General features: G+C 64.5%; 15 protein-coding genes and 1 pseudogene. 7 read left to right on the forward strand and 9 right to left on the reverse strand.

Features of this window, described 5'->3' with window-relative positions:
• A partial coding sequence (locus ACXJ7R_RS10590) for a BTAD domain-containing putative transcriptional regulator (RefSeq protein WP_457151788.1) occupies positions 1-944 on the reverse strand: 944 nt, incomplete at its 3' end.
• Positions 945-1,061: 117 nt separating this feature from the next.
• Between ACXJ7R_RS10590 and ACXJ7R_RS10595 the strand changes: the two genes are divergently transcribed.
• Positions 1,062-1,268 carry a hypothetical protein gene (locus ACXJ7R_RS10595; protein WP_457151789.1) on the forward strand — a complete coding sequence of 69 codons (207 nt, stop codon included), beginning with the start codon at positions 1,062-1,064 and terminating at the stop codon, positions 1,266-1,268.
• Between the two features lie 124 nt (positions 1,269-1,392).
• Here the strand turns inward: ACXJ7R_RS10595 and ACXJ7R_RS10600 are convergent, their stop codons facing one another.
• The 5 genes from ACXJ7R_RS10600 to ACXJ7R_RS10620 form a co-directional block, all read right to left on the reverse strand.
• Positions 1,393-2,049 carry a methionine ABC transporter permease gene (locus ACXJ7R_RS10600; protein ID WP_127266743.1) on the reverse strand — a complete coding sequence of 219 codons (657 nt, stop codon included), beginning with the start codon at positions 2,047-2,049 and terminating at the stop codon, positions 1,393-1,395.
• Positions 2,030-3,118, reverse strand: coding sequence for a methionine ABC transporter ATP-binding protein (locus ACXJ7R_RS10605; RefSeq protein ID WP_457151790.1), 1,089 nt, complete (start codon positions 3,116-3,118; stop codon positions 2,030-2,032). Before ACXJ7R_RS10605 ends, ACXJ7R_RS10600 begins: the two co-directional genes overlap by 20 nt.
• Positions 3,119-3,206: 88 nt before the next feature.
• On the reverse strand, positions 3,207-4,061 hold the full coding sequence (locus tag ACXJ7R_RS10610; protein WP_457151791.1) for a MetQ/NlpA family lipoprotein: 855 nt from the start codon (positions 4,059-4,061) through the stop codon (positions 3,207-3,209).
• Between the two features lie 250 nt (positions 4,062-4,311).
• The gene (locus ACXJ7R_RS10615) at positions 4,312-5,799 is read right to left on the reverse strand and encodes an aldehyde dehydrogenase (protein WP_457151792.1); all 1,488 of its coding nucleotides are present in this window, start codon (positions 5,797-5,799) and stop codon (positions 4,312-4,314) included.
• Positions 5,800-5,858: 59 nt separating this feature from the next.
• Positions 5,859-7,307, reverse strand: coding sequence for an APC family permease (locus tag ACXJ7R_RS10620; RefSeq protein ID WP_457151793.1), 1,449 nt, complete (start codon positions 7,305-7,307; stop codon positions 5,859-5,861).
• Positions 7,308-7,476: 169 nt separating this feature from the next.
• Here ACXJ7R_RS10620 and ACXJ7R_RS10625 point away from each other — a divergent pair, with 169 nt between their 5' ends.
• From ACXJ7R_RS10625 to ACXJ7R_RS10650, 6 genes are read left to right on the forward strand one after another with little or no spacing between them, the layout of a single operon-like run.
• On the forward strand, positions 7,477-8,247 hold the full coding sequence (locus tag ACXJ7R_RS10625; RefSeq protein WP_457151794.1) for an IclR family transcriptional regulator: 771 nt from the start codon (positions 7,477-7,479) through the stop codon (positions 8,245-8,247).
• On the forward strand, positions 8,247-9,533 hold the full coding sequence (locus ACXJ7R_RS10630; protein WP_457151795.1) for a Tm-1-like ATP-binding domain-containing protein: 1,287 nt from the start codon (positions 8,247-8,249) through the stop codon (positions 9,531-9,533). The genes ACXJ7R_RS10625 and ACXJ7R_RS10630 overlap by 1 nt, the downstream gene beginning before the upstream one ends.
• 8 nt (positions 9,534-9,541) lie before the next feature.
• Entirely contained in the window at positions 9,542-10,198 is a 657-nt protein-coding gene (locus tag ACXJ7R_RS10635; protein WP_457151801.1) for an HAD-IA family hydrolase, read from the forward strand.
• A 19-nt stretch (positions 10,199-10,217) separates the two neighbouring features.
• On the forward strand, positions 10,218-11,567 hold the full coding sequence (locus tag ACXJ7R_RS10640) for an aminotransferase class III-fold pyridoxal phosphate-dependent enzyme (RefSeq protein WP_457151796.1): 1,350 nt from the start codon (positions 10,218-10,220) through the stop codon (positions 11,565-11,567).
• Between the two features lie 29 nt (positions 11,568-11,596).
• Positions 11,597-12,919, forward strand: coding sequence for an aminotransferase class III-fold pyridoxal phosphate-dependent enzyme (locus ACXJ7R_RS10645; protein ID WP_457151797.1), 1,323 nt, complete (start codon positions 11,597-11,599; stop codon positions 12,917-12,919).
• Positions 12,916-13,938, forward strand: a complete 1,023-nt coding sequence (locus ACXJ7R_RS10650) for a phosphotransferase enzyme family protein (protein ID WP_457151798.1) — start codon at positions 12,916-12,918, stop codon at positions 13,936-13,938. The genes ACXJ7R_RS10645 and ACXJ7R_RS10650 overlap by 4 nt, the downstream gene beginning before the upstream one ends.
• A gap of 18 nt (positions 13,939-13,956) precedes the next feature.
• Here ACXJ7R_RS10650 and hpaH read toward each other — a convergent pair whose 3' ends face one another.
• The 3 genes and pseudogenes from hpaH to ACXJ7R_RS10665 form a co-directional block, all read right to left on the reverse strand.
• A complete protein-coding gene (gene hpaH / locus ACXJ7R_RS10655) occupies positions 13,957-14,757 on the reverse strand; it encodes a 2-oxo-hept-4-ene-1,7-dioate hydratase (RefSeq protein ID WP_457151799.1) in 801 nt (266 codons plus the stop codon).
• Positions 14,754-15,626, reverse strand: a complete 873-nt coding sequence (locus ACXJ7R_RS10660) for a fumarylacetoacetate hydrolase family protein (protein ID WP_457151800.1) — start codon at positions 15,624-15,626, stop codon at positions 14,754-14,756. Before ACXJ7R_RS10660 ends, hpaH begins: the two co-directional genes overlap by 4 nt.
• 244 nt (positions 15,627-15,870) lie before the next feature.
• Positions 15,871-16,071, reverse strand: a pseudogene (locus tag ACXJ7R_RS10665) (3,4-dihydroxyphenylacetate 2,3-dioxygenase); the annotation flags it as partial.

Here is a 16,071-nt window from a genome sequence, read left to right on the forward strand (position 1 = left end):
ACGGACAACTGCTTCGCGATGGTGACGGCGTCGACAATCTTTCCCTTGAACACAAAGGAGGAATTGCGCGCTATGAGATGAAGTTCGCCGAATCGTCCCAGTTCGGTGATGATGTCCTCGGTGACGCCGTCGCTGAAATATTCCTGGCTGGCGTCGCTGCTCATATTCTCGAATGCAATAACTGCAACCACTGGTCCGCGGCTTGATGCGCCACCGGTTTGCGGTTTGGACGTCTCGTCCATGCTCTTGCGCAATAGCCGAAGCTCGTCACCTGGCTCCAGGTTCAGCTCGCGCTTCAGCAACAGCTTGCACGCCTCATAATGCTTGATGGCGAGCGCGGCCTGACCCAGGGCTATATGCGCCCGCATCAACGCGACATGTGACGGCTCCCGCAGCGGATCAAGAGCAACCAGCCGTTCGCAAATTGCAACGCGCTCGATGCCGCTCTCCGATTCTGCCAGAAGCTGGAACACATCGATTGCCCGCAAGGACAGGTCGGCACGGACTTCGCGAAGCCAATCCTCGAAAGCGTTGTCAAACGTGCTCAAGCCATCAAGAAAAGGGCCGGCATAGAGGGTGGCAGCCCGCCGAAGCTCGGCCGCATCACGGCTCGCGGATGCAGCGACGAATTCAGTCGCGTCGATGGTGAAGAACTTCGGATTGAGCGCGACACGATCCCCGACCAGGGCCAAGGCATCCGCTCCCAACTCGGCAAAGTCCTTGCGGATAGCGGCCAGGGCCTGCCGCAGACTGTCCCTTGCCTGCTCCTCGCCTCGATCGCTCCAAAGAAGAGCAGCCAGCTTGTGACGCGTCGCCTCCTGGTTCGGTGCTACGGCGAGAATGCCCAGAAGTGCTCTATTCTTCTTGGCGGCCACCTCCAAGGGTTTCCCCTGCGGCGACGTCAGGTGAAAACCACCCAGGAGATCGAGCCGCGCCGGGCTCATCGCGATGTACTCTGAATTTCTGCTTTTTCCGCGATATTCACGAGCTTTTCACAGGCATCTCACGCCCCGCATTCGATGTTGCCTCTCGCAACTAACAACATCCGAGAGGAAACTCCAATGTCCATCGTCACCGAGGTTTTGGGAAAGGCAGGTGAAACGCTCACGAACGAACTGCCGAAGTGGCGCAAGGTCCACCTTGGCCGATTTTTGTACAGCATAGCAGCGGCATATGCCTCTGCGACCTGGAAGGCCTACGGGGCGGCTACTGGCCTTGGTGCGAATAGTCCCGGACGTCGACCTGACGACGACGTCGGCAACTACTGAACTTCTTCGTCCCAACGCCGCGACGCAGACCTCATCCAAGCCATGATCGTCGGACCTTGTGGTTCAGAAGCATCGCTATAGGTTCGTATGGAAGACAACGTCACCCAGATCGTCGGCCCCGTCCTCACCCCCGCCGATCCAGCCTCGCCACCAGCCGGTCGCCGGCCCACTGGATGCCGCAGACCAGGATGATGAGCACGATCACCACGGCGATCATGACGCTAGTCTCGAAACGCTGGTAGCCGTAGCGGATGGCGAGATCGCCGAGCCCACCGGCGCCGATGGCGCCGGCCATCGCCGAGGCGCCGATCAGCGTCACCAGCGTCACCGTGAAACCGGCGACGATGCCGGGCAGGGCTTCGGGCACCAGCACCTCGCGGATGATCGTCCAACGATTGCCGCCCATGGCGCGCGCCGCCTCGATTAGCCCGCGGTCGACTTCGCGCAGCGACACTTCGGCGATGCGCGCATAGTAGGGCGTGGCGGCGATCGACAGCGGCACGATGGCCGCCCACGTGCCGATCGAGGTGCCGACGATCAGCCGCGTCACCGGGATCAGCGCCACCAGAAGGATGATGAAGGGCACCGAACGGAAGCCGTTGATGACGGCGCCGAGCGCGCGGTTCACCCATAGGCTTTCGGCGATGCCGCCGCGTTCGGTGGCGATCAGCGCCAGCCCCAGCGGCAGGCCGAAGACCAGCGAGATCAGGCCGGACGCGGCCGTCATCAGCACGGTTTCCCAGATCGAACGAAGCAGAAGCTCAAACAGGATTGGTGACATGGCCAAGCACCTCCACCCGCGCCTGGCGGGCCTTCAGGAATTTGATGACGGCGGCGAGATGGCTTGCATCGCTGCCAGGGACAGAAACGAACAGCGTCCCGACGGGCTGCTGCTGGATGTGGTCGATGCCGCCATGGATGAGGCGGAAGGGGCCTGGAACAGCAGTGGCGAGATCGGACAGCAATGGGCCGCGAGCCGCCTCGCCGGCCACGTCCACGCGCAGGACCGTCTCCGTGCCGGCCGACGGCAGCAGCCGGGCGGCCAGTTCGGCGGGCAGCTGCGGCCGGATGGCGCCGAGCAGGCTGCGTGTGATCTCGGAGCGCGGCTCGGCAAATACCGACCACACCGGCCCTTCCTCGACGATGCGGCCGGCATCGATCACTGCCACCCGGTCGGCGATCGAGCGGATCACCTCCATCTCGTGGGTGATCAGCAGGATGGTCAGTCCAAGCTGCCGGTTGATGTCTTTCAGCAGGGCGAGGATGGAGCGTGTCGTCTCCGGGTCGAGCGCCGAAGTGGCTTCGTCCGACAGCAGCAGCGCCGGCCGCGCCGCAAGCGCCCGGGCGATGCCGACGCGCTGCTTCTGGCCGCCCGATAGCGACGCCGGATAGGCCTTGGCCTTCTCCGACAGGCCGACGAGGTCAAGCAATTCGGCGGCGCGCTGCAGCCGCTCGGCCTTCGGCCGGCCCTCTATCTTCAGCGGCAGCGCCACATTGTCCTCGACCGTCTTGGCCGACAAAAGGTTGAAATGCTGGAAGATCATGCCGATGCGCCGCCGCAGCGGCTGCAGATCGCGCTCGCCGAGCCGGCTAATCTCGCGGCCTTCGATGAAGACTTCGCCGGAATCGGGCCGCTCCAGCCCGTTCAGGCAGCGGATCAGCGTCGATTTGCCGGCGCCGCTGCGGCCAATGATGCCGAGGATCTCGCCCTTGCGCACCGTCAGCGAGATGCCATCGAGTGCCGCTGTCGCGCCAAAACGGCGCTTCAGGTCGACAAGGCGCACCACGTCCTGCGGTGTTGCGCCCGGCTGGTCCGTGGTCTCGGCGGTTGCGGTAAAATGCTGGTTCATGCGCGGATCCCTAGAAATACAATTGCGGCCCGCGCGTTGCGCGGACCGCTTTCCCGGCAAAAGCAGGCATGTCAGCGCCCGCATATGCCTAGTAGGCGCTGAGGCCGGTGCCTTTGTAGACCTTGTCGAACTCGGCCTTCACCGCCTCGTTCTGATAGGACGCCACCAGCGTCTTCACCCAGGTCTCGTTCTCATTGCCGACCTTCACCGCGATGAAGTTGCGATAGGGATTGTCGGCGATGGGCTCCTGCGCGATGCGGTTTTCCGGCGTCAGGCCGCTTTTCAGCGCCCAGTCCGTGTTGACCACGGCGGCGTCGAGATCCTCGACCGAGCGGCCGACGATGCCGGCGTCGAGCTCCTTGATCACCACCTTTTTGGCGTTCTCGGCGATGTCGGCGGTGGTGGCCAGAATGCCGGTGCCGTCCTTCAGCTTGATCACGCCCTCGTTCTGCAGCACGCGCAGCGCCCGGCCTTCGTTGGACGGATCGTTCGGCACGCCGATGACCGCGCCTTCGGGCAGGTCGGCGACTTTGGTGTACTTCTTCGAGTAGAGACCGATCGGCCAGACGCCGGTATAGCCGACGCGGACGATGTGGTAGCCTTGTGTCTTGATCTGGTTGTCGAGATAGGGCTGGTGCTGGAAGGCGTTGGCGTCGATCTCGCCGCGCTCGAGCGCTTCGTTGGGCTGGGTATAGTCGTTGAACACCACGGTCTCGATGGTGAGGCCCTTTTCGGCCGCCTGCGCGACAACGACGCGCCAGACATCCTCGTCCTCGCCGCTGATGATGCCGACCTTGATCGCCTTCTTGTCCTCGGCGAACGACGCATGAGGCGCCATCAGGCTGCCGATGGCGACAGCCGATGCGAACAGCAGAGCAAGGCCACTGCGCCGGTTGAGGGTTGACCAAAGGGAAGATGGCAAAGTGTTTTTGGAGTCAGTCATGATTGATCTCTGCGGTTGTGAAGTCATGGCAGCCAGGCGGATTGCCGAGCCTTGAGCACATCGTCAGAAATTCTATCGATTTTATCAAAGAACGCGTTTCGCCGTTCTCGTCAAAGCCAGGAATATTCTCTCAAAAATTTCAGGAGAGTGAGCACAAGACGCCGCCGGACCGACCGCGGCGGGGCCTACAGTCGATCCCGGCGCGCCCTGAGAGGGAGGCAGATTCCAAGAGAACCGGCTGCCGCCGGTCTCAGAGAGCGATCCAGCCGGTCTTCAGGTCGAGATATTTCTCCAGCGCGTGCAGCGACTTGTCGCGGCCGAAGCCGGACTGCTTGACGCCGCCGAGCGGCACGGTGATGTCGGCGCCGCCATAGGTGTTGACGTGGACGACGCCGGCATTGATGGCGCGCACCATGCGATGCGCGGTGGAAAGGTTGGCTGTCCAGACCGCCGCCGCAAGTCCATAGACTGTCGAGTTGGCAAGCCGCACCGCCTCCTCCTCGGTCTCGAAGCGCATGACGCCGAGCACCGGACCGAACACCTCCTCGCGGGCAAGCTGCATGTCCTGCGTCACGTTTTCGAAGATCGTCGGTGCCATGTAGCTGCCGCCGGTCTCGGCAAGTATCCGTTCGCCGCCGGTGACCAGCCGGGCGCCTTCGGCTTGCGCCCGCTCGACGAAGCCGAGATTCTTGTCCAGCTGTTCGGAGCTCGACACCGCGCCGACGTCGCTTGAGAGATCGAGCGGATCGCCGACCTTCAGCCGCGTGGTCGCCAAGAGCAGCTCGCCCATGAAACGGTCATAGACGGATGCCTGGACGAGCAGGCGCGAGCCGGCGACACAAACCTGGCCGGAATTGCGGAAGATGCCATTGGCCGAGACGACCGCCGCCTGCTTCAGGTCCGGGGCGTCGGCAAAGACGATGTTGGGCGACTTGCCGCCGAGTTCGAGGAAGACCCGCTTCAAATTGGAACGCGCGGAATATTCGAGCAGCCGCCGGCCGACAGGCGCCGACCCGGTGAAGGCGATGGCGTCGACATCCATATGCAGGCCGAGCGCTTCACCGGTGACCGCGCCGCGCCCGGTGACGACGTTGAGCACACCGGCCGGAAGTCCGGCCTCGCTTGCCAATTCAGCCAGCCGCAGCAGCGTCAGCGAAGCGATCTCCGGCGGCTTGACCACCACGCAATTGCCGGCGGCGAGCGCGGGCGCGATCTTCCAGGCGCCGATCATCAGCGGAAAGTTCCACGGCATGATGACGCCGACGACGCCGAGCGGCTCCTTGTGGATCAGCCCGAGCACGTTCTCGGCCGTCGGCGCGATCTCGCCATAGATCTTGTCGATCGCCTCGGCATAGTAACGGATGGTGCCTGCCGCCGACAGCGGTTCGGCCTTGTAGGCCATGCCGATTTCGGTGCCGTTGTCGCGGACGCCGAGCACGGCCAGTTCGTCGGCATGCTTTTCGACCAGCTCGGCAAGTCTTGTCAGCACCTTCTTGCGGAAGGCGGGTGCCGAGCGCGACCACGAACCTTTCTCGAATGCCTTGCGCGCCGACCTGACGGCACGGTCGATGTCGGCGGCATTGCCGTCGGCTATGCTGGCGAAGGGACGGCCGTCGATCGGCGACGTCACCGGCAGGCTCGCGCCGCTCATGCCATCGATCTGTGCGCCATCGATGAACAGGCGCCGCGCCCCGATCTCCGTCTTGCGCAGCGCGTCGATGGCATTCTGGCTGATCATTGTCTTCTCACTTCAAGGAAACATGCAGTGGTGGGCGGCATGATGCGCCGCCCCCGCGCTCAGTCTTTCAACGGCTGACCGAGATTTTCGAAGGCGACCGGATCGCGGCTCTTCAGCGCGCTTGCCAGCAGCAATCCGACAATTGCAGCAATCAGCACCAACCCCGGCAGGAACACGCCAAGGAAGCCGCCGGCGCCTGACAGGCTGCCGAAATTGATGACGATCAGGTAGATGATGACGACGAAGGCGATGAAGGTCAGCCCGGGCAGGATGGTGGTCTTCAGCGCATTCTCCCGGGCGGCTGGATTGGCGCGGAAGAACATCACCACGGCGAGCGACGCCACCGCCATCATGACGATGACGCCGAGCGTTGCGACATTGGTCAGCCACGAAAACAGCGCCAGCACCGGATCGAGGCCGAGCACGGCGAACAGCCCGACGACGATTGCCGCCAGCGCGCTCTGGATGACTGACGCGACATGCGGGCTCTGATGCACCGAATGGGTCACGCCGATCGTCTGCGGCAGAAGCTTTTCGCGGCCCGAGACGTAGATGTAGCGGGCAACCGCATTGTGGAACGCCAGCACGCCGGCAAACAGGCTCGACACGAACAGGATGCTCATCGCATGCGACAGCATCGTTCCGGCGTAACGGTCGGACAGGCCGAACAGGAAGGTCGTCGGGTCCTGCAGTCCCTGCAGCGCCGGCAGCAGCTTGTCGACACCGGCGCCGACCGCCATCAGCCATGCCGTGAACATGTAGAAGACGCCGATCAGCAGCACGGAGAAATAGGTGGCGCGCGGAACCGTGACCTCGGGGTCGCGGGCTTCCTCGGCATAGATGGTCGTCGCCTCGAAACCGATGAAGGCGGCAAAGCAGAACAGGATGGCGATGGCCGGTGCACCTGATGTGATCTGGCTCCAGCTGAACGGCGCCGCCGACAGCCCGCTATCGCCGCCGGTCTTGAGGATGGCGATGTCGAGGACCAGCACCACCAGATATTCGCACAGGACCAGCACCGTTAGGATCTTGGCCGACAGGTCGACTTGGCGAAAGCCGAGCACGGCGACCAGCGCGATGGCGATGAAACTCCATACCCACCAGGGCAAATTGATGCCCCAGCCGGCAAACAATCCGGCCGTCGCCGCGCCGAGCAGGCCCATGACGCCGATCTGCATGGCATTGTAGGACAGGATGGCGATCAGCGCCGTGGCGCCGCCAGCCAGGCCGCCGAGTCCACGCGCCGCATAGGCGTAGAAGGCGCCGGCATTGCCGACGTGACGCGACATCGTCACATAGCCGACCGCAAACAAGAGCAGCAGGATGGTCACGATGAGATAGGTGCCGGCAAAGCCGGCGCCGTTGCCCATCAACATGCCGAGCGGTGTGCCGCCGGCTACCGCTGTAAGGGGTGCCGCCGCCGAAATCACCATGAAGGTGATGGCGCYGACGCCAAGACTGTTCTTGCGCAGCCTGTTGGCCGGCGCCCGCTCCGTAACTGCTGACATTGGTCCCTCCTGTGTGCGAACCCTTCGGTCCGCCGGCCAATCGGCCTGTTCCATCTGCTCTGGATATCGGTTCATTATTTGAACCCTTATTTCGAATATAGACTTGCAAACAAAGTCGATGCCTGTCAAGTTAATTCACACGTTAAATGATTAGTCGAAGGAGGCGAAGTTGGGTACGGTCGGCAAGGCGATCTCACTTCTGGAGCTGTTCACCGTCGACGAGCCCGAACTCGGGCTGTCGGATCTGGCGCGCCGGTCGGGCTTCGACAAGGCGACGACGCGACGGCTGCTGGTGGCGTTGACCGGCCATGGCTTCGTCGAACAGGATGCCGCCACGCGGCACTATCGCCTCGGCGCTGGCCTGTCGCGTCTGGCCCGCATCCGCGAGGCGCGCTTTCCCTTCCTGCAGACAGCGGTTCCCCTGGTGCGGGATCTCGCGGCGTCCACAGCCGAGACCGTGCATCTGTCGGAATTCGGCGTCGATGCGCTGGTCACCGTCCATGTCGAGCATCCGGCCTGGGCAAACCGGGTCAATATCGATATCGGCCAGCTTCTGCCGCTGCACTCCACCGCCTCCGGCATCGCCTATCTGGCCTTCGCCCGCGACGACACCGTCAAGGCATGCCTGACGGGCTCCCTCAAGGCCTTCACGACGCATACGTTGATCGATCCGGCCGCCATCTCCACATCCATCGCCGAGACGCGCGATCGCGGCTATTCGATCTGCGACCAGGGTTTCGAGGAAGGGGTGATCAGCGTCGCGGCTGCAATCCGCGCGGCGGACGGCTTTGCGCTCGGCACCATCGCGGTGGCCGCGCCGAATGCCAGGACGACGCCGGCGGCGATCGCGGAACGGGGACTTGCGGTGATGGCCGCGGCACGGGAGATTTCGATGCGCCTCAATGGCGAAAACCTGCAAACGCTGAGGAGGCAGGCGTGATGTCGGCAGAGACGGCAACAGTGCCCCGAATCCTCGTCATCGGCACCGGTGACACCAAGGCCGACGAGCTCGGGTTTATGAAGCAGTGCATCGAGGCATCGGGTGGCCGCGCGGTGATGATGGATGTCAGCGTGCTGGGCGACCCGCCGTACAGCCCGGATCACGACAAGCATGCCGTTGCCCGCGCCGTGGATGTGACGATCGCCGAGATCGTTTCGAGCGGCGACGAGAACACCGCCATGACGCTGATGGCCGGCGGCGCCGTGCAGCTGGCGCGCAAGCTTTATCAATCCGGCGAGATCGACGGCTTCATCGCCATCGGCGGCTCGATGGGAACCGACCTGGCGCTCGACGTGGCGCTTTGCCTGCCGCTCGGCGTGCCGAAAATCGTTGTCTCGACCATAGCCTATTCGCACCTCATCCCACCCGAACGCGTCGCGCCCGACCTGATGATGATCCTCTGGGCGGGTGGGCTTTATGGCCTCAACAGCATCTGCAAGGCGGTTCTCTCGCAGGCCTGCGGCGCGGTTGTCGGTGCGGCCAGGATCATGCTGGCGTCGCGCGCCACGGCTCCCGCCACCGGCCCAACCATCGGCATGACCTCGCTCGGCAGCAGCTGCCTGCGCTACATGAAGACGCTGAAGCCTGCGCTGGAGCAGCGTGGTTATGATGTCGCCGTCTTCCACACCACCGGAATGGGCGGCCGCGCCTTCGAATCGATTGCCGGGCAAGGCCATTTCTGCGCGGTGTTCGACTTCAGCCTGCAGGAAATCACCAACCATCTCGCCGGCTCCGTCGTCAGTTCCGGCATCGACCGGCTGGAGAATGCCGGCGCCCGCGGCATTCCGCAGATCGCGGCGCCCGGAGCCGTCGACATGGTCGACCTGCCGACCTGGCAGGAATTGCCGGCTAAATTTGCGCAACGCCCGTTCCACGCTCATAACAGGCTGATCGGTTCGGTCACCGTCGATGCCAACGATCGCCGCCAGGTCGCCAGGACCATCGCCGCCAAGCTCGGCGCGGCGAAAGGGCGCGCCGCCTTCATCCTGCCCTCCGGCGGCATCCAGGAATGGGACATGCCGGGCGAGCCGCTCTACGAGCCGGAGGCTCTCGCCGCCTTCGCCGACGAAATGCGCAAGGCCATGCCTGTTGGTGTGGAGTTCCACGAGATCGACGCCCACATCAACAGTGACGACTTCGTCGGCAAGGCGCTCGAGATCTTCGACCGATGGGTCGAGGAAGGCATTGTTCCGCGCGGTGCACCAGCCAAGGGAGAAGCCGCTTGAGCGTTCCTTTGGCCCAGGCGCTGGTCCTGGATTTCGGCGGTGTCGTCACCCGGACGCTGTTCGAGACCCATGCCTTGACCGAACTGGCGCTCGGCCTAAAGCTAGGCACGCTGCAATGGCGCGGGCCGTTCGATCCGGACAGCGATCCGCTCTGGCGCGCGATGCAGGCCGACGAGATCAGCGAGCGCGACTACTGGCGTACCCGCACAAGCGAAGTCGGCCGGCTCGTCGGCGAGGACTGGCAGGCGATGGAGACCTTCGTCCAGCGTGCGCGCGGCGCGGAGCCGCAAAAGGTGGTGCGGCCCGAGGCCGACAGCGCCATCCGCGCCGTCCACGCGGCGGGCTTTCGGCTGGCCATCCTGTCCAACGAGCTCGACCTCTTCTACGGCGCCGACTTCCGCCGGCGGCTGCCGCTGCTCGGCCTGTTCGACATCATAGTCGACGCCACCTATACCGGTATCCTCAAACCCGACCCTCGCGCCTATGCCTTCGTCACCGAGGCGCTCGGCCTGCCTGCCGAGTCTTGCGTCTTCGTCGACGACCAGCAGCGCAATGTCGATGGCGGTCGCGCTGCCGGCATGCACACCGTTCATTTCGACGTTGCACGGCCAGCACTTTCCTATGCCGAAGCCCTCGGCCATTTTGACCTCGTCCCAGCTGCCTAGACCATTTGCGGAGCCTGCCATGCGCGACATCAATTTCCTCACCGAGACAAACGCCAAGCCGATTTGGCATCCGATGGCGCATCCGGCCGAGATGCGGGCAAATCCGCCGAAGATCATCATGAAGGGCGAGGGGGTCACCGTCACCGACATCGATGGCAGAAGCGTGCTCGACGCCGTCGGCGGCCTGTGGAACGTCAATCTCGGCTACAGCTGCGACCCGATCAAAAAGGCAATCGCGGACCAGCTCACTGCGCTTCCCTACTATTCCGGCTTCCGCGGCACCTCGACCGGACCGTCGATTGAGCTCGCCTACGAGCTCAGTGAATGGTTCGAGCCGGAGGGCATGGTGCGGACCTTCTTCACCTCGGGCGGCTCGGACTCGGTCGAAACCGCGCTACGGCTGGCCCGGCAATACTGGAAGATTCGCGGCCAGGGCGACCGCACCAAATTCCTCGCGCTGAAGAAGGGCTACCACGGCACCCATTTCGGCGGCGCCTCGGTCAACGGCAACGCCAATTTCCGCCGCAACTACGAGCCGCTGCTGCCCGGTGTCTTCCACATCCCGGCGCCGTGGACCTTCCGCAACCCGTTCGACGAGACCGACCCGGCGCGGTTGGCGAAACTGTGCGCCAAGGCGCTGGAGGACGAGATCGCCTTCCAGGGCGGTGACACCATCGGCGCCTTCATCATGGAACCGGTTCTCGGCGCCGGCGGCGTCATCGTTCCGCATGAGAGCTTCATGCCGCTGGTGCGCGAGATCTGCGACCGCCACGAGATCCTTTTGATCGCCGACGAAGTGGTCACGGGCTTCGGCCGCTCGGGCGCATGGTCGGGCTCCAGGCTGTCGGGCGTGAAGCCGGATTTCATGACCATCGCCAAGGCGATCACCTCCGGCTATTTTCCGCTCGGCGCCACCCTGATCGGCGCAAAGGTTGCAGACGTTTTTGAAGCCGACAAAACCAGCTTCGGTTCGATCGGCCACGGCTACACCTATTCCGGCCATCCGGTCGGCTGCGCGGCCGGGCTGGCGGCGCTTGCCGAAACCAAACGGCTTCGCCTGAACGAGAACGCGGCCGCGCGGGGCATCGAACTGGCATCTGTGCTGGAAGGGCTGAAGGCCCGACACGCCATCGTCGGCGATGTCAGGTACAAGGGCCTGATGGCGGCRCTTGAACTGGTCTCGGATCGCGCCACCAAGAAGCCGACCGACAAGAAGACCATGGCCGTGGTTTCGGAGGCGGCCTACGAAGCCGGCGTCATGCTGCGCGTTTCGGGCAACAACATCATCCTGTCGCCGCCGCTGATCATCAGCGCCGCCGATGTTGTGAAGATCGGCGAAGCACTGGACGCAGGCCTGTCGAAGGTCTGACGCGGCTACAACGGAGTTTCGGAACGCAAATGGCTTATTCGCAGGAAAAAGTGGGGCAGCAAAATGAGGGTGCTGAGGCGCTGGTTAGCCGGCGTTCCCAGCTACTCGGCGCGAAATCGCAATTGTTCTATGACAAGCCCGTGCATCTGGTGCGCGGCGAAGGCGTCTGGCTCTATGACGCCGACGGCCGCAAATATCTCGATGCCTACAACAATGTCGCGCATGTCGGCCATTGCCATCCGCATGTAGTCGAGGCCCTGTGCCGGCAGGCAAGCCTGCTCAACACCCACACGCGCTATCTGCACACCGCCATCCTCGACTATGTCGAGCGGCTGACCGCGACTTTCGATGCCACCCTGTCCACCGCCATCCTCACCTGCACCGGCAGCGAAGCCAACGACATCGCGTTGCGCATGGCGCAGGCCGCCACCGGCCGCATGGGCATCATCGCCACCGACGCCACCTATCACGGCAACACGGCAGCGGTTTCGCAGCTCAGCACGCGCATGCCGCCGGTCGGTGGCCGCGCCCGCCATGTCAAGCTGGTGCCGGCGCCCGACAGCTATCGCCATCCGGATGCGATGGCCAACGGCAAGGCCTTTGGCGGCGCCGTGCGCGAAGCGATCGCCTCGCTCGAGCAGGACGGCATCGGCCTGTCCGGCATCATCCTGTGTCCGCTGCTCGCCAACGAAGGCTTTCCGGTGCTGCCGTCCGGATTCTTCGATGACGCGCTGCGCGCGGTGCGCGAAGCCGGCGGCCTGGTCATCGCCGACGAGGTGCAGCCGGGATTCGGCCGCACCGGCAGCCATTTCTGGGGCCATCAGCGCGCCGGCTTCGTTCCCGACATCGTCACCATGGGCAAGCCGATGGGCAACGGCCACCCGGTCGCCGCCGTGGTCACCACCAGGGAGATCCTGGCGACCTTCCGCGACGCTTTCCGCTACTTCAACACTTTTGGCGGCAACCCGGTATCCTGCGTGGTGGCGAATGCCGTTCTCGATGTTCTGGAGCAGGAAGATCTTGCCGCCAACGCACGCGATGTCGGCGCCTATGCGCAGGGCCTGCTGCGCCCGCTGGCCGAACGCCACGAATGCATCGGCGAGGTCAGGGGCGCCGGACTGTTTTTCGGCGCCGAGCTGGTTCACGACCGCAAGACGCGCGAGCCGGCATCAGACCTTGCCGAGCAAGTTGCCAACCGGATGCGCCATCGCGGTGTGCTGATGGGCAAGACCGGCATCCACGGCAATGTGCTGAAGATCCGTCCGCCCATGCCGTTTTCCCGCGACGATGCCGCCTTCCTGATCGGCACGCTCGACGAGGTGCTGGACGAAGTCGGCGGAGTGCCGGCGTGAACGCTGTTTCCGTACCGTCCGAACCGGAAGATGCCGCCACCGTCACTGAACTGGCGCGGCGCGCGCTCCAGCATTGGGGCATCCGCGTCGGTGAGCCAGAGCTGCTGAAATTCCGCGAGAACGCAGTGTTTCGGGTTCGCCTGCCGGATGGACAACCGGCAGCCATGCGCGTTCACCGGCTTGGCTATCATTCTGACGCCGCGCTGCGCTCGGAACTGCAATGGATGTCCTTCCTGCAGTCGGCCGGCGTCGCCACGCCGTCTCCGCTCGCGGCGCTGAGCGGCGACCTGTTCGTGCCGGTCGATACCGGCACATCGGCGCCGCCTCGCCAGGTCGACTGTCTCAGCTGGCTGGAAGGCCGCGCCGTTGGGGCGCGAGGCGTGCCGCTGGATTACACGCCCGAGCAGGCAAGGCAGGTCTTCACCGCGATCGGGCGAACCATCGCGCATATGCACAATGTCACCGCCGCCTGGACGCCGCCCGCCGGCTTTACCCGCCATGCCTGGGATTTCGACGGCTTCTTCGGCCCGGCCCCGACCTGGGGCCGCTTCGAGACCTCGCCCTTCCTCGACCGTCTTCGCCGCGAGCTGGTTTTCCAGGCGCGGGACAAGGCCGTGAAGGCGCTCTCGGAGCATGAACGCAGCGCCCGTAATTTCGGCATCATCCATGCCGATCTGGTGCGCGAGAACGTGCTCGTCCACGACGGCGCGATCCGCATCATCGATTTCGACGATTGCGGCTATGGCTGGCACATGTACGATCTTGCCGTTGCCCTCTACCAGAACCGCGAGGAGGCGATCCATCCGCTGATCGAGGCCGCCCTGCTCGACGGTTATCGGCAGTTGCGGGGACTGACGGCGCAGGACATCGCCGCACTGCCGCTGTTTTCAGCGTTGCGCGCTTTCGCCTTCCTCGGCTGGGTGCAGAGCCGCGTCGAAGGCGACATCACCAGGGATGTCGGCATGCGCATGTCGGCCATCGCAGCCGATGTGGTGATCGACTATCTGCATGGTGAGTGACCGGCGCTGGCCTGCCGGTCAGGCGAAGTGAATGCTGACCGTGCCTGAACTGCCGAAATCGGCGACGATGGTGTCTCCGGGCCGCGCCTCGACTGGCCGCACGAAGGACCCCGAGAGAACCACCTCGCCGGCCGCGATCGACATGCCGTAACGGGCGAGCCTGTCCGCCAGCCAGGCAATGCCCATCGCCGGATGGTTGAGCACGCCGGCGCCAAGCCCGGTCTCCTCGACCTCGGCATTGCGCGAGACGATGGCGCCGATCCAACGCATGTCGGCTTCATCGGGTCGTTGCGGCCGCCCGCCGATGACGATGCCGGCATTGGCGGCATTGTCGGAAATCGTGTCGAAGAAGGTGCGCGTCTTCTTCGTCTCCGCATTGACGCGCTCGATGCGCGTGTCGAGGATTTCGAGCGCCGGCGTGATGTAGTCGGTGGCGTTGAGCACGTCGAAGAGGGTCACGCCGGGACCATTGAGCGGCGCTTTCATGACGAAGGCGATCTCGGCCTCGACACGCGGCTGGATGAAGCGGCCGGCGGGAATCGTCGCACCGTCGTTGAAGAACATGTCGTCGAACAGCACGCCCGAATCCGGCGTGTCGATGGCCAGCGCATACTGCATCGCCTTGGAGGTCAGGCCGATCTTCCAGCCCTTCGGTTTCAGCCCGGCATCGATCTTGCGCGTCACCAGAGCGGCCTGCACGCGATAGGCGTCCTCCATCGTCGCCTCGGGGAAGTCGAGGCTGAGCAGCCGGATCTGGCGGCGCGAACGCTCGGCCTCGAACAGCCGGTTGGCGGCGTCTTCCACTTGCTCCGGGGTCATGTCGCTGCCTCGTCGACGACGCTGTTGTGCAACACGCCGATGCCGTCTGCCTCGACCTCGATCACGTCGCCCGGATTCAGCCAGACCGGCGGGTCGAAGCGCGCGCCGGCACCGGTCGGCGTGCCGGTGACGATGATATCGCCAGGCACCAGCGTGGTGAAGGTCGAGATGTAGGCGATGATCTTGCGGAAGGAAAAGATCATGCGGCTGGTGCGGTCCTGCTGGCGCAGCTCGCCATTGACCCGGGTGGAAAGCGTAATGTCGGCGATCTGCGCCTCGTCCGTGAACGGCACCAGCCAGGGACCGATCGAGCCGCTGCGGTCGAAATTCTTGCCTTGCGTGACGTTGAACTTGGCATGGCGCACCCAGTCGCGGATGGTGCCTTCGTTGCACAGCGAGAGTGCAGCAATGTGGCCGAGCGCGTCGGTCTCCGCGATGCGCCGGCCGCCCTTGCCGATGACGATGGCGATCTCGCCCTCATAGTCGAGCTGAGGGGATTCCGGCGGCCGCACCAGCGGCGCGCCATGGCCGACGAAAGAGCGGGGGAAGCGGATGAACAGCGACGGATTGGCCGGCGCCGCATGCCCGTCCTTGTACTCCTCGTTGCGGTCCGGATAGTTGACGCCGACGCAGATGATCTTTTCCGGCGACGGGACAGGGATGTCGTAGGCGATGGCGTCGAGCGCGAAATCGGCGGCCAAGGCCTCGGCCTCCTCCGCCAGCCGCCGCAGGGCGCCGGCCTCGATCACTTCGCGCAGCGTCGGCCACTGGCCGTAGCGGGCCGACAGGTCAACGACGCCCTTGCCGGTGATCGCGCCATACCGTGCCTTGCCGCCGACGGTGAAGGTGGCGAGCCTTGCGGGGCTCATGCCGGGACTCCGCCGGTGGTCTTGGTGGATGTGGGCGAGGTTGATGCTCTACGGCGCCCCCCTCTGTCCTGCCGGACATCTCCCCCTCTAGGGGGGAGATTGGCAGTTCGTGCGGCTACCGCTCTTCTTGCAGCGTTGAAAATTGGCAAAGGCAGAGGTGACATCCAATCTCCCCCCTTGAGGGGGAGATGTCCGGCAGGACAGAGGGGGGCGCGAAGGAACGCAGACATCATTTTCGAAACACTCATGGCGCGATGATCGGCGAAGCCGTTAGATCCGGCTGGCGCGCCGCAACCCCGGCAAAGCTGCTACCCTCCTCGAACCAGCTTTTGGGTGCTGGCGCACCCCACAGCGTCTGCCGCTGCGGGTCCTTGAGGTCCCATTTGATCGGCTCGAGGTCCGGGTCGACCGTCTGGTAGTCCGAACAGTAGATCTCGATGCGGTG

The sequence above is a fragment of the Mesorhizobium sp. P5_C1 genome, from assembly GCF_054049815.1.